The sequence below is a fragment of the Sphaerotilus microaerophilus genome (assembly GCF_023734135.1).
Classification (GTDB): Bacteria; Pseudomonadota; Gammaproteobacteria; order Burkholderiales; family Burkholderiaceae_C; genus Sphaerotilus; species Sphaerotilus microaerophilus.
The window spans coordinates 4,569,630-4,582,598 of the sequence record NZ_AP025730.1; the positions used below are offsets into that span (position 1 = coordinate 4,569,630).

The window sequence follows — 12,969 nt, forward strand, 5'->3', positions numbered from 1 at the left end:
AGGCGCTGCGTGAGACGACGCAGCCGGTCAATCCGGCTTGATCTTCGCCCGCGCCACCACCGCCTTCCAGCGCTGCTGCTCGGCGGCGATGAACTTCGCGAACTCGGCCGGGCTGCCGCCCACGGCGATGGCCGCATCGCCGCTGAGCTTCTCGCTGGCCGAGGGCTGCTTGACCGCAGCGGCGGCGGCCGCGGCGAGCTTGTCGGCCGCCGCCTGCGGCAGTGACGCCGGAGCCAGCAGGCCGTACCACTGCGTCATCTCGAAGCCGGGGAAGCCCTGTTCGGCCACGGTGGGCACGTCGGGCAGCTGCGCGATGCGCTGGGTCGTGCCGGTGGCGATGCAGCGCAGCTTGCCGGTCTTGATGAACTGCATCACCGCCGGAGCGCCCACCGAGGCGGCGTCGAGCCGCCCGGCCAGCAGGTCGGTCAGCTGCGGGCCGGAGCCGCGGTAGGGCACGTGGAGGATGAAGGTGCCGGTGGCCATCTTCAGGTACTCCATCGCCAGGTGCCCGGCGCTGCCGTTGCCGGCCGAGCCGTAGTTGAGCTTGCCGGGGTTCCTGCGCGCGTACTCGATGAACTCCTTCAGGTTCTTCACTGGCAGGTCCGGGCGCACCAGGTAGAGGCTGGGCACCTTGGCGAGCAGGGAGATCGGGCGGAAGTCCCGGTTGGCGTCGTAGGGCAGCTTGTCGAAGATGTACGGGTTGACCGCGAGCGTGCCGATGTGGCCGAGGATGACGGTGTGCTGGTCGTCGGCCCGGGCCACCTCCTGCATCGCCACGTTGCCGGCGCCGCCGGGCTTGTTCTCGACGTACACGGACTGGCCGAGCACCTTGGACATCTCCACCGCGGTGGTGCGAGCGACGATCTCGCTGCTGCCGCCGGGCGCGAAGGGCACGACGAAGCGGATCGCCCGGTTGGGCCAGGCCGGCTGGGCGTGCAGCAGCGGCGAGGCCAGGCCGGCGCCGAAGCCGGCGGTGGTGGCCACGCCCAGCTGGAGCAGGCGGCGGCGGTCGAGATCGGCGGCGAACGGGAACGAGGTCGGGGGGTGCATGCGGTGTCTCCGCTGTATGGGAATGCAACAGGCAGGATCTTGCCCGAGGGCGGCTTTCACAGCTGTCACTCAGCCGTCAAGGCGCTGTCAGTCCGGCGAACGCCCACTGTCGATACGGCCCACGCCGGGCGCGCCGGAGGCCTCACCCCGGCGAAGGGCGGGCAACTGCCCGTAGAGTGGTAGCGTCCACCGCTTCTCTTGGCTCCCTGCCCGATCCCCGATGAGTCGCCTCCCGATCCAATGGCACCGCCTGTTTGCCTGTGTGCCCGGCACGGGCTCTGAGCTCTGGCCCGCCCTGGCGGATGACCAAGGCCAGGTGCGCGCCATGGTGCTGGGCCTGGCCCGACCGGGCGGGTCGGCGGCGCTGGCCAGCCTCTGGCAGGGCGTCCAGGCCGACCTGGGCCTGCCCGCTCCGGCCATTGCGGTGGACGGACAGCGCGGCTACCAGCTCTGGTTCTCGCTCGCGCAGGCCCGGCCCGCGGCGCAGGCCGACGCCTTCCTCGCCGCGCTGTGCCGGCGCTACCTGGGCGAACAGGCCGACGCCGCCCGCATCGAGCCGCAGCCCGGTCCCGTGCCCGCGCTGCAGCCAGACGGCGAACGCTGGTCCGCCTTTGTCGCCGCCGACCTGGCACCGATGTTCGAGGACGAGCCCTGGCTGGACATCCCGCCCAACCCGGACGGCCAGGCCGAACTGCTGGCGCGGCTGGCGAGCATCGAGCCGGCGGCCTTCGACGAAGCGATGGCCAAGCTGGAGCCCGCCGAGGCCCTCCCCGACGCAGCGGCACCCCCCGCCCCCGTGCCAGCAGGCAGCGTGGCGCCTCCTTCAGCGCCGCGCCCGCGGGATCCGCAGGCCTTCCTGCTCGACGTGATGCGTGACGAGCAGGTGGCGCTGGCGCTGCGCATCGAGGCGGCGAAGGCGCTGCTGCCTTATGCGACGAACGATGGCGACGAACGAGGGCGATGACCGAGAGCGATGACCCCAGGCGTGTTGGACACGCTTGCGGCGCCCCTGCCATGGCCCGCGGCCCCAGCGCGTCATCTCCAGCCGCTGACGCCGAAGCAAGCGGCCCGGCCGGATAATCCGGCTCAACCTCCACGACGCCATGGCGCTCACCCTGTCCCTCGAACAACCCGGCCTCCCGGGCATGTGCCCCATCGCCGCTGCGGTGGAACGCCTGGCACACGGCTCCGACCACAACGAGCGAGGTGCCGTCTTCACCCGTGGCGAGGTGGTGGACTTCATGCTCGACCTGGCAGGCTACACCGCGGATCGGCGGCTGCACGGCCTGCGGCTGCTCGAACCGTCCTTCGGCTCGGGCGAGTTCCTGCTGGCGGCCGTGGAGCGTCTGGTTGCCTCGGTCCGGTCTGCCGGGAGCCACGACGCCGATCTGGCCGGTTGCATCCGCGGCGTGGAACTGCACGCCAGCACGTTCGTGCGGACAAAGGCCCGCACGATTGAACGGCTCGAACGAGCCGGCTTCGATCCCCGCGAAGCACGCAGGCTGGCCGACGCCTGGCTGCTACACGGCGACTTCCTGCTTTGCGATCTGCCCGGCCCCTTCGACGTCGTCGTCGGCAACCCGCCCTATGTGCGCCAGGAGCTGATCCCCGCGGCGCTGCTGGCAGAGTACCGGCGCCGCTACGCTTCGCTCTATGACCGCGCAGACCTGTACGTGCCCTTCATCGAGCGGTCGCTCGGCCTGCTGGCGCAGGGCGGGCAGTTCTCGTTCATCTGCGCCGATCGGTGGACGAAGAACCGCTATGGCGGCCCGCTGCGCGCCATGGTGGCCAAGGCGTTCCATCTCAAGGCCTACGTGGACATGGTGGACACCCCCGCTTTCGAAACGGACGTGATCGCCTACCCGGCCATCACCCTGATCGAGCGGGCCACGCCGGGACCCACCCTGGTGGCGAAGCCACCGAACCTCACCGCGCCGGCCTTGTCGCAGTTGGCCGGCGTGCTGCGCAATGGGCAGCCCGACGTGGCTGCGGCGGTATCGATGGTGGAGCAGGCCGGGCTCGGGGCCGAACCCTGGGTGCTGGGCTCCTCCAGCCGGCGTGGCCTGCTGCGACGCCTGGAGGCCGAGTTCCCCACGTTGGAAGAGGCCGGTTGCAAGGTTGGCATCGGTGTGGCCACGGGCGCCGACAGGGCCTTCATTGCCCCCATGGCCGAGCTGGACGTAGAGCCCTCGCGCAAGCTGCCGCTGGCCATGACCCGTGACATTGCCAGTGGGGAGGTACGCTGGCAGGGCCTTGGCGTGGTCAACCCGTTCGAGGACGATGGTCGCCTCGCCGATCTGGCGCACTATCCGAGGCTGCGTGCCCACCTGACAAGGCACCGCGAGGCGATCGCCGGCCGCCACGTCGCGCGGAAGAACCCGGCGAACTGGTATCGGACCATCGATCGCATCACCCCTGCACTGGCCAGCCGACCCAAGCTGCTGATCCCCGACATCAAGGGTTCGGCGCATGTGGTTTTCGAGCGCGGGGAGCTGTACCCGCACCACAACCTCTATCACGTGGTGTCTGACGAGTGGGACCTGCGCGCCCTGCAGGCGGTGCTGCTGTCGGACGTGGCGCGGCAGTTCGTCGCCGCTTACTCCACGACGATGCGAGGCGGTTTCCTACGCTTCCAAGCCCAGTACCTGCGCCGCATCCGCCTGCCACGCTGGGCCGAGGTGCCCAAAGGCATGCGCCAGCGGCTTGCCAGCGCAGCGACGGCACTCGATCTGGCCGCCTGCAACGCAGCTGCTCGCGAACTCTACAGGCTCAGCGCGGATGAGGCTGCGTCGCTGGGTTCTTGAACATTTCCAGCGACGACCAACCCATCTGACAGGAGACAGGCTGCATGGCGCTGGATCTGTGTGACTTCGAGGCCAAAGCGCAGGCCGCCATGCGCTCGTTCTGGCAGTCTCGCGATGACGCCAAACGCAAACAGCGGGAGTCGGGCAAATCCGACCAGGGAGAACGCGCCGGGGTCACCGGCGGCAAGAACCTGGACCGCTTCGCCGATCTGGTGAGCGATCTGGTCAGAGCCAATGGCTTGCCGAACGCGCAGATCCACCGTCAGCGCGCTGTCCTGACACTCCCCGGTTTCTTTCGGCCGACCAAACTGTGGGACCTGCTGGTGATCCACCAGGGGCGGCTGGTCGCGGCGCTGGAGTTCAAGAGCCACGTCGGCCCGTCATTCGGTAACAATTTCAACAATCGCACCGAAGAGGCCATCGGGACCTCGCACGATTTGTGGACGGCCTACCGGGATGGTGCATTCGGCCAGCAAGAGCGGCCCTTCGTGGGCTGGCTGATGGTGGTGGAAGATGCGCCGAGGTCCAACGCAGCGGTTCGGGATGCGTCCGCGCACTTCCCTGTGTTCCAAGAATTCGCCGGCTCGTCGTACCTGCAACGCTACGAGATCCTGTGCAGGAAGCTGGTCCAGGAGCAGCTCTATTCGGCTGCAGCGGTGCTCGCCACACCTCGATCCGCCCAGGCCGACGGCGCCTATCGCGAACTGTCCACCATGACGGGCTTGCGATCCTTCGTCGCCTCGCTGGCTGGCCATGTTGCTGCAGAGGCCGCACGGTAGTGCGCCAAACTGCAGCGGCTCTCCCCTCACCCCCTGCCCACGCGGCATCACTCAACCCATCTGCCATGACGATCCACGACACCGAAGTCCGCCGCATCGACGGCAAGCTGCAGACGCTGGCGGAGTACGCCGGCCAGGTGCTGCTGATCGTCAACGTGGCCAGCAAGTGCGGCTTCACGCCGCAGTACGCGGGGCTGGAGGCGCTGTACCGGCGCTACCGGGACCGGGGTTTTGCGGTGCTGGGCTTTCCCTGCGACCAGTTCGGCCACCAGGAGCCGGGCGACGAGGCCGAGATCAGCAGCTTCTGCAGCCTGACCTACGACGTGACCTTCCCGATGTTCGCCAAGGTGGAGGTCATCGGCAGCGGCACGCACCCGCTGTTCCAGCAGCTGAAGAAGGCGGCGCCCGGCCTGCTGGGCACCGAGGGCATCAAGTGGAACTTCACCAAGTTCCTGGTCGATGCGCAGGGTCAGGTGGTGTCACGCCATGCCCCCACCGACAAGCCGGAGAGCCTGGCTGGCGAGATCGAGGCACTGCTGTCGCGCTGATCGCCGCACAGCGCTCGCGCACAGGTCGCAGGCTCAGGCGCTCACCACGCCGCTCATGCGCACCACCTCGAAGTCGCTGCCCTTGACCTGGGCCAGCTCGCTGACCAGCGCGTCGTTGTCCCAGCGTGGATCGGGTGCGCCGCTGACGTACCAGCTGCTGCCGTTGTCGGCCACGATCATCCCGTAGGTCTTCATGGCGCTCAGCAGCGCGCGGGTGGCGGTGCTGAAGCCGGCCGGGATCACATAGCCGGCCTTCAGGCGCACGCGCATGCCCATGGGCGGCAGGTTGGCGGAGGCGTCGCTGCTGGCCCAGTGCGTGGCCGGCGCCAGGTAGGCGCTGCGGGTGCGCGCCACGGTGAAGCGCAGCGCGTGGCGGATGCCGCCCGGCCCGGCGGCGGCTTCCTGCCAGCGTGCCAGCCCGGGGAAGATGGGCAGCCCGGCGGCGTCCGCGCTGGTCCAGCCAGGCTGGCCACCGGGGCGCACAGTGTTGCTGTCGAGGTGGAACACCGCGCCGGAGTCGGCTGCCCAGCTGCCATCAGGCTGCACAAAGGCGCGGTAGAGCTCGTAGAGGCGGTGATGGTCCCGGTCGATCACCAGCACGTGGCGGTCGCCGGTCGCGGCCGAGCCGCCTTCCACCGGCGCGTCGGCTGGCACCGGATAGGGGCCGGGGTCGCTCTCGTCACCGTAGGCGGTGAAGCGGATCGACACGGGCGCCTGGCTGCCCGCCACGACGACGTAGGGAATGCCGATGGGCGCGCCGGCCCAGGTGCCGGAGCCGAAGTCGGGGTGCAGGCCGGTGGCGAGGCCGATGCTGGCGATCAGGGCGTCCGAGTCCGGGTCCACCTCGGCGGTGGAGATGTCGGTGTTCCAGGCGTTGTCGGCCGGGAAGGCTTGGGCGCCATTCAGGTCGGCGTTGGCGCCCAGGCTCGCGGCGCTGAACTGGCCGTACTGCCGCCCGGCCGGCAGCGGGGCCGGGGCGGGTGATGGGGCGGGGGACGGCGAGGGAGCTGGCGAAGGATCCTCGGCAGCGCCGCCCCCGCAGGCCGCCAGCCACAGGCCGGAGAGGCTGCCCAGCAGCAGGGTGCGCCGCCGGGCGCAGGCATCGGAGAGGGGGGAATCGGGATCGACCATGGTGGAGTCTGTCCCGCCACGCGCCTCTGCGCAGTGTCCAGCGATATCCAGCGGTGAGCAGGCGTATCGGTGCGCCGTGGGGCGCTGACCGATGCTTACCGCCGTTCACGCCAGGCGACGTCTGGGCCGCGCCGGCGGGCTCCAATGCGGCGATGAGATTCTGGAACCCCACCTTGCCGCACCCGATCGCGCCCCAGGCACAGCCGGACGCCGCCCCGGCCCTGCCGCTCAATGCCCACTCCGCTGCGCGTGCCGCCCGGCTGATCGGCATGCTGCGTCCCCTGCCACCGGCAGCGGTGCGCCACAGCACCACCGACGAGCTGCCGGACGCCTCGCTCTCGCCCCACCACCGCTGAACGCAGCGCACGGGGACCGGCTGCGTGCCAACCTGCGACACTCCCGCTTTGTTCCGGCCTCGCAGGCCCGTGCACCGAACCGACGATGAAGACCTACCAGATCGAGATCCAGCGCCTCAAGTCGATCACCCACGACCACGGCAGCCTGGACCTGAATGTTGACGCCCTCGTGCTGCCCAGCCCGAAGCCCCGTGGCGGTGACGGGGACGCCACGCTCGGTACCATCATCAGCCTGAGCGAGAAGGATGCGCGCTCGCTGCTGATTCTGCTGAAGGCGCAGCTGGCGGAGCTGGAACCCCGCAAGGGCCGCAGCCAGCGCTGAGACGCGCATTGCGCGGGCCGGGCGGGCGTGGCGCTTGCACCTGGCTGAAGCTGCGATATCTTCCAGATCGGGACGGATGAGGTGGGCATCGGCTCACCACCGCCCGGTGCGCAGGAGCAAGCACGATGACCGACAGCGAGTATCTGGATCAGCGGCTGGACGACCAGCTGAAGTGGTATTCCGCCAAGAGCGCCAACAACCGCAGCTGGTTCAACCGGCTGCGCATGCTCGACATCAGCGCGGCGGCGCTGATCCCCTTCCTCACCGGGCTGGGCGAGAAGGTGCCGCAGGGCAACTGGATCATCGGCGCGCTGGGCATGGCGATCGCGCTGTCCACCGGTGCGCAGTCGCTGTTCAAGTTCCACGAGAACTGGATCCGCTACCGCGGCACCGCTGAGCAGCTCAAGCAGGAGAAGTTCCGCTACCTCAGCGGCAGCGGCCCGTACGCCAACATGGCCAGCGACGAGCGCTTCCGCACCCTGGTGGATCGGGTCGAGGCGCTGCTCGCGTCGGAAACCTCCACCTGGGCGACCGAAACCAAGCAGGCCGCGCCGGCTGGCGGCGCTGGCCCGAACGGGCAGCCGTAACCGGCGCTGCGCCGGACGGCGGTGCCGCTACGGGTCCAGCCGGTAGATCCAGAAGCTCTCTTCGCGCTCGATGGCGGCCAGCAGCGCCGCCGGGCTCAGGCCGGTGATGCGGCGCACCTCGCGGCACAGGTGCGCCTGGTCGGCGTAGCCGCTGTCCAGCGCTGCGGTGGCCCAGTCCACTTCGCCGCGCTGGTAGGCCGCCACGCAGCGGTAGAAGGACTCCTCGGCGCGCAGCATGCGCCGCAGGTCGCGCGGCGGCTGGCCGGTCCAGCGCTTGATGCGTCGCTCCACCTGCCGCAGGCTGCTGCCCACGCCGGACTGTGCGGCGCGCAGCGCCAGGTTCTCGGCCCAGAAGCGGTAGCGCGTGGCGCGCGGAATCGACTGGTCGCGCAGGCCCAGCCAGCGGGGTTCCAGAAAGTCCTCCACCACGCGGATGCGGTCGGCGTCATCGGGCGCGTCGAACACCGCGCGCGCCATGGCCTGCCACTCGGCGTCGAAGACCTGCTCGAAGGGCAGCACGCGGTCAACCAGGTCGGCCATCGACACGCCGGTGAGCGCCTCCACCGCCATCGGCGTCAGCGCCACCATCAGCGCATCCACCGCGCCGGGGTTGTGGCTGACCACCGGCACGCGGTGCGGGCCGATCACGCACAGCCGCGGGGTGGACTCCCGCACGGCCTGGTCGCCGCGCCGCAGCACCTCGGCCTCGCCTTCGAAGAACCAGTGGATGGCGCAGAGCAGCGAGGCCGGGAAGTGGTTGGCACGCTGCTCGGGCGCCAGCGGGAGACCCACCGTGCGGCGCACGATGTGGCCACGCACGCAGGAGGCCAGCGACAGCCGCGGCGGCAGCATCACGCTGCGGGGCTCGTGGAAGGCAGCAGGGGCGGCCGACGCAGCCGGGGCCGCCAGGGCGCGGTCGATGAGCGGGGTGAACATGGCCGGGAAGGAAGGGATCGAATCGCCAGGACAGCGGGACGGCGGGCGAAGCGGCCAAGCGGCGATGTCGGAATCATTCAATACCGGCCGGCCGCTGCTCGCCACACTGGCGCACACACACAGCCACTCTACTCGCCCTCCCGCCCCCCCCCATCCATGGATCCCGTCCTCCTGCGGCAGGTCTGCCGCACCTACTCCCTCGACAGCGTGGGCGTGCCCGCCCTGCGCGACATCGACCTCACGATCCGCGCCGACTGCTTCACCGTCATCAGCGGCCCCTCGGGCAGCGGCAAGACCACGCTGCTGAACCTGATCGGCGGCATCGACCGGCCCGATGCTGGTGTGGGTGCCGGCGAGGTCATCGTCGCCGGCCAGCCGCTGCGCTCGCTGAGCGACGACGCGCTGGCGGACTTCCGCGCCCGCCACCTGGGCTTCGTGTTCCAGAACTTCAACCTGCTGCCGGTGCTGACCGCGGCGGAGAACATCGAGTACCCGCTGCGGCTCACCGGCGCAAGCCCGCAGCGGCGGCGCGAGCGGGTTCGCGAGCTGCTGGCCGCGGTGGGTCTGGCCGAGCTGGGCGACCGCCGCCCCGGCCAGCTCTCCGGCGGGCAGCGCCAGCGCGTGGCCATCGCCCGCGCGCTGGCCTGTGCCCCGGCGCTGGTGCTGGCCGACGAGCCCACCGCCAACCTCGACAGTGCCACCGGCGCGGCCATCATCGCGCTGATGCGGCGCATGCAGCGCGAGCAGCAGGTGTCCTTCGTGTTCTCCTCGCACGACCCGCAGGTGCTGGCGGCGGCGGACGACCGGGTCTTCCTGCGCGACGGGCGCATCACCGCGGTGGAACGTGCCGCAGGTGCCTCCGAAACGCTCGAGGAGGTGTCGGCATGAACACCATCGACCTCGCTCTGCGCAACCTGCTGCGCAACCGCCGCCGCTCGCTGGCCACGCTGCTGGCGATGGTGATCGGCCTGTGCGCCACGCTGCTGTTCGGCGGCTACGCCGGCAACACGATGTACGCGATGGAGACCGGCTACGTACAGCTGCACGGCCACCTGCAGCTGCAGCGGCGCGACTACTTCCTTTACGGCAGCGGCAACCCGGCGGCCTACGGCATCGCCGACTACCCACGCCTGATCGAGCAGATCCGCCGCGACCCGGTGCTGGCGCCGCTGCTCACCATGGTGACGCCCAAGCTGCAGCTCGGCGGCATCGCCGGGCACTTCTCGGCCGCGCTGTCCACCAACGTCGCCTCCGTGGGCGTGATCGCACCGGAGCAGGCCGTGCTGCGCCAGTGGGACGACTACGGCGCGGCCAGCTACACCCCGCCGATGTCGCTGCTGGGCACGCCCGCCGACTCGGTGGTGATCGGCACCGGCGTGGCGCGCAAGCTCCAGCTCTGCCAGGCGCTGGGCGTGCAGCCCTGCCCGGCGCCCGCCCGCGTGGCCCCAGCCGCCTCGGGCCCGGCCCTGCCGGAGGACCTCGCGGCGCTGTCTGCCCAGGAGGCCCGACCGGCCGCGGCCAGTGACGTCAACCACGCCACCCGCATCGAGATGCTGGCCGCCACCGTCCAGGGCGCGCCCAACGTGGTGGACCTGAACGTGGTGAAGGCGGAGAACTTCGGCCTCAAGGAGTTCGACGACAGCTTCACCATCCTGCACCTGGCGCAGGCCCAGCGGCTGGTCTACGGCGCGGCCGAGGCGCAGGTCACCGCGATCCAGCTGCAGCTGCATCACACCGCGCAGATGCCAGCGGCGCGCGCGCGGCTGCAGCAGCTGCTGGACGGCGAGTGGCAGGGGCGCGACCTGGCGGTGGTGGACTTCCAGACCCTGGCGCCGGTGTACGGCCAGACCATCGAGTTCTTCGACTCGGTGTTCGGCTTCATGGCCACGCTGATCGGCGTGATCGTGCTCTTCACAGTGGGCAACACCATGAGCATGGCGGTGCTGGAGCGCACCACCGAGATCGGCACGCTGCGCGCCATCGGCCAGCGCCAGAGCGGCATCCGCCGGCTCTTCGTCGCCGAGGGCCTGCTGCTCGGCTTGGCTGGCACGGTGCTCGGCACGCTGGCCGCGCTGGGGTGGGGCTGGCTGATCAACCGCAGCGGGCTGACCTGGACACCGCCCGGCTACGTCTACGCCTACCCGCTGCAGGTGCGCGTCTGGGGCGCCTGGTCGATGCTGGCCGGCAGCGCCGCCGGGCTGGTCGCGGTGGCCGGCCTGTCCGCCTGGTGGCCGGCGCGGCGCGCGGCGCGGCTGCAGATCGTCGACGCGCTGCGGCATGCCTGAGGAGATGCCATGACTGCCATGACCATGCTGCCTGCTTCGTCCCTGCCTCGCCGCCACGTCCTGCGCGGGCTCGCCGTCTGGCCCGTGCTGCCGCTGGCCTCGACCCTGTCGATCGCATTCGCCGCATCCGCCGCACCCAGCGCCCAGGCCATCCTGGCCGCCAGCGATGCGGTGCGCAATCCGGAGGTCCCGTTCGGCCTGACCAACACCCTCACCGAGTACCGCAACGGCCAGCAGACCGACAGCCTGACGCTGGCGATCGTCGCCAAGGCCGACCCGGAGCGCGGGCCCTTCCGTAGCCTGGTGCGCTTCGTCGCCCCGGCGCGTGACGCCGGCAAGCTGATGCTCTACGCCGGACGCGACCTCTGGTTCTTCGACCCCGCCAGCAAGGCCAGCATCCGCCTGTCGCCGCAGCAGCGCCTGCTCGGCCAAGCCTCCAATGGCGACGTGGTGACCGTCAACCTCTCACGCGAGCACCGCGCCGAATGGGTCGCCGAGGAGGAGATCACCGACGGCGAGCGTCGGCCGCGCCGCTGCCACAAGCTCCGCCTGCAGGCCACGGTGGCCGAGGCCAGCTACCCGCTCATCGAGCTCTGGGTGGACACGGGGACCAGCCAGCCGCTCAAGGCCCGCTACCTCGCCGCCAGCGGCCAGCTGCTCAAGACGGCCTACTTCCGCCGCTGGCAGCGCCAGCTCGGCCAGGAGCGCCCGACCGAGACGGTGATCATCGACGGCCTCGACCCCGGCTGGGTCACGGTGATGCGCTACACGGACTGGGTGCAGCGCGAAGTGCCGGATGCCTGGCTGCAGCGCGAGTTCCTCCCTCAATTCAAACCGTGAGGCCGCCCCTGATCCTCACGCCGCGGCTGCGCGCTCTGCTGCTCGCGGCTCTCGCTGGGTGGGGCTCGGCAGCCACCGCGCAGACCGATGCCCCCAGCGACCTCGACGCCCTGCAGCTCGCCGATCGCACGCCTGCGCCCGCCGCGGCCCCGGCGCGCGATTGGCAGGGCCACATCGAAGCGGCGGCCGGCCAGGCCCGGCGGGCGACCTGGGCGGGCGGCGGGACATTGGGCACCCAGCGCCTGAGCCTGGCCCTGCAGCTCGACACTGCGCTGGCGCCCGGCTGGCGCTTCGTGGCCGCCAACCGGCTCGACCTGGATTGGCCGGCGCAGCCAGGCAAGGAGCAGAACGCCCTCCACACCCTGCAGGAGGCCTACGCCAGCGGGCAGATCGATGCAGCGCAGACCCTCGACCTCGGCCGCGTGCGCGCCCACTTCGGCGTGGCCACCGGCTACAACCCCACCGATGTGTTCCGCGCCGGTTCGCTGCGATCGCAGGTCTCGGCCGACCCGAACAGCCTGAAGCGCAACCGGCAGGGCGCCGTGATGCTGCGCGGCCGCCACCTCGGCGATGCCGGCGCGATGACCTGGGTACTCTCGCCGCGCCTGTCGGCCCACCCGCAACCCAGCGACGCGCCCTTCTCGCTCGACACCGGCGCCAGCAACGCCCGCCACCGCGCGCTGCTGGCCTGGAGCCCCAACCTCGACGGCCACTGGAAGGAGCGCTTCAGCGCTCAGGCCCTGCTGCTCGCGCAGGAAGGCCAGGCCCCGCAGGCCGGACTGAACCTGTCGGCCCTGCTCGGCGACGCCACCACCGCCTTCGCCGAATGGACCGGCGGGCGCAGCCGCAGCCAGCTCGCCCAGGCGCTGGGTGCGTCGGAAACGCCGCGCTTCCACCAGCGCCTGAGCAGCGGACTGACCTGGACGTCGCCGCACAAGCTCTCGCTGACGCTGGAGATCGCACACAACCGCGCCGCGCCCACTGCTACCGCCTGGCAGGCGCTGCAGCAGGGATCCCCCCTCGCCTACGCCGCCTACCGCGGCTGGACGGCCAACGCCCAGGAGCTGACCACCCGTCGGCTCTGGGCCGTCTACGCGAGCTGGCCGGATGCCCTCGCCCAGCACCTCGACCTGAGCGCCATGCTGCGCGTCAACCCCGACGACCGCAGCCGCCTGCACTGGCTGGAACTGCGCCGGCACGGCGAGCGCGTCGACCTCGCCCTGCAATGGCAGCGCGCCAGCGGCACGCCGCTGAGCGACTTTGCCGCCGCGACTCGGTCACAGGTCTGGCAACTGAGCCTGCGGCGCTACCTGTGACGCCCTTCGCCGCCG

General features: G+C 70.9%; 14 protein-coding genes. 11 read left to right on the top strand and 3 right to left on the bottom strand.

The window, feature by feature from the left end; all coding sequences use genetic code 11:
• Nucleotides 1-27: 27 nt before the first annotated feature.
• A complete protein-coding gene (locus NGK70_RS19485) occupies nucleotides 28-1,050 on the bottom strand; it encodes a Bug family tripartite tricarboxylate transporter substrate binding protein (RefSeq protein WP_251970141.1) in 1,023 nt (340 codons plus the stop codon).
• A 220-nt stretch (nucleotides 1,051-1,270) separates the two neighbouring features.
• Here NGK70_RS19485 and NGK70_RS19490 point away from each other — a divergent pair, with 220 nt between their 5' ends.
• From NGK70_RS19490 to NGK70_RS19505, 4 genes are all read left to right on the top strand, one after another.
• Entirely contained in the window at nucleotides 1,271-2,014 is a 744-nt protein-coding gene (locus NGK70_RS19490; protein ID WP_251970142.1) for a hypothetical protein, read from the top strand.
• A 139-nt stretch (nucleotides 2,015-2,153) separates the two neighbouring features.
• On the top strand, nucleotides 2,154-3,854 hold the full coding sequence (locus NGK70_RS19495; RefSeq protein ID WP_251970143.1) for an Eco57I restriction-modification methylase domain-containing protein: 1,701 nt from the start codon (nucleotides 2,154-2,156) through the stop codon (nucleotides 3,852-3,854).
• 44 nt (nucleotides 3,855-3,898) lie between these two features.
• Nucleotides 3,899-4,633, top strand: coding sequence for a PaeR7I family type II restriction endonuclease (locus NGK70_RS19500; protein WP_251970144.1), 735 nt, complete (start codon nucleotides 3,899-3,901; stop codon nucleotides 4,631-4,633).
• Between the two features lie 65 nt (nucleotides 4,634-4,698).
• Nucleotides 4,699-5,181 carry a glutathione peroxidase gene (locus NGK70_RS19505; RefSeq protein WP_251970145.1) on the top strand — a complete coding sequence of 161 codons (483 nt, stop codon included), beginning with the start codon at nucleotides 4,699-4,701 and terminating at the stop codon, nucleotides 5,179-5,181.
• Nucleotides 5,182-5,214: 33 nt separating this feature from the next.
• Here NGK70_RS19505 and NGK70_RS19510 read toward each other — a convergent pair whose 3' ends face one another.
• A complete protein-coding gene (locus NGK70_RS19510; RefSeq protein ID WP_251970146.1) occupies nucleotides 5,215-6,312 on the bottom strand; it encodes a hypothetical protein in 1,098 nt (365 codons plus the stop codon).
• Nucleotides 6,313-6,464: 152 nt separating this feature from the next.
• Between NGK70_RS19510 and NGK70_RS19515 the strand changes: the two genes are divergently transcribed.
• The 3 genes from NGK70_RS19515 to NGK70_RS19525 all read left to right on the top strand — a co-directional run bounded on the left by NGK70_RS19515 (nucleotide 6,465) and on the right by NGK70_RS19525 (nucleotide 7,577).
• Nucleotides 6,465-6,668: a hypothetical protein gene (locus NGK70_RS19515; RefSeq protein WP_251970147.1), complete on the top strand. Its 204-nt coding sequence runs from the start codon at nucleotides 6,465-6,467 to the stop codon at nucleotides 6,666-6,668.
• 85 nt (nucleotides 6,669-6,753) lie between these two features.
• A complete protein-coding gene (locus NGK70_RS19520) occupies nucleotides 6,754-6,990 on the top strand; it encodes a hypothetical protein (protein WP_251970148.1) in 237 nt (78 codons plus the stop codon).
• A gap of 125 nt (nucleotides 6,991-7,115) precedes the next feature.
• Nucleotides 7,116-7,577, top strand: a complete 462-nt coding sequence (locus tag NGK70_RS19525; protein WP_251970149.1) for a DUF4231 domain-containing protein — start codon at nucleotides 7,116-7,118, stop codon at nucleotides 7,575-7,577.
• Nucleotides 7,578-7,604: 27 nt separating this feature from the next.
• On the opposite strand, the gene NGK70_RS19530 is transcribed toward NGK70_RS19525, so the two are convergent.
• Complete coding sequence (locus NGK70_RS19530) at nucleotides 7,605-8,513, bottom strand: helix-turn-helix domain-containing protein (protein WP_251970150.1); 909 nt, start codon at nucleotides 8,511-8,513, stop codon at nucleotides 7,605-7,607.
• 156 nt (nucleotides 8,514-8,669) lie between these two features.
• On the opposite strand from NGK70_RS19530, the gene NGK70_RS19535 reads away from it, so the two are divergent.
• From NGK70_RS19535 to NGK70_RS19550, 4 genes are read left to right on the top strand one after another with little or no spacing between them, the layout of a single operon-like run.
• A complete protein-coding gene (locus NGK70_RS19535) occupies nucleotides 8,670-9,401 on the top strand; it encodes an ABC transporter ATP-binding protein (RefSeq protein ID WP_251970151.1) in 732 nt (243 codons plus the stop codon).
• Nucleotides 9,398-10,798, top strand: coding sequence for an ABC transporter permease (locus tag NGK70_RS19540; RefSeq protein WP_251970152.1), 1,401 nt, complete (start codon nucleotides 9,398-9,400; stop codon nucleotides 10,796-10,798). Before NGK70_RS19535 ends, NGK70_RS19540 begins: the two co-directional genes overlap by 4 nt.
• 9 nt (nucleotides 10,799-10,807) lie before the next feature.
• Complete coding sequence (locus NGK70_RS19545; RefSeq protein ID WP_428985534.1) at nucleotides 10,808-11,638, top strand: outer membrane lipoprotein-sorting protein; 831 nt, start codon at nucleotides 10,808-10,810, stop codon at nucleotides 11,636-11,638.
• Entirely contained in the window at nucleotides 11,635-12,954 is a 1,320-nt protein-coding gene (locus NGK70_RS19550; protein WP_251970153.1) for a hypothetical protein, read from the top strand. The genes NGK70_RS19545 and NGK70_RS19550 overlap by 4 nt, the downstream gene beginning before the upstream one ends.
• The last annotated feature ends 15 nt before the right edge of the window (nucleotides 12,955-12,969 follow it).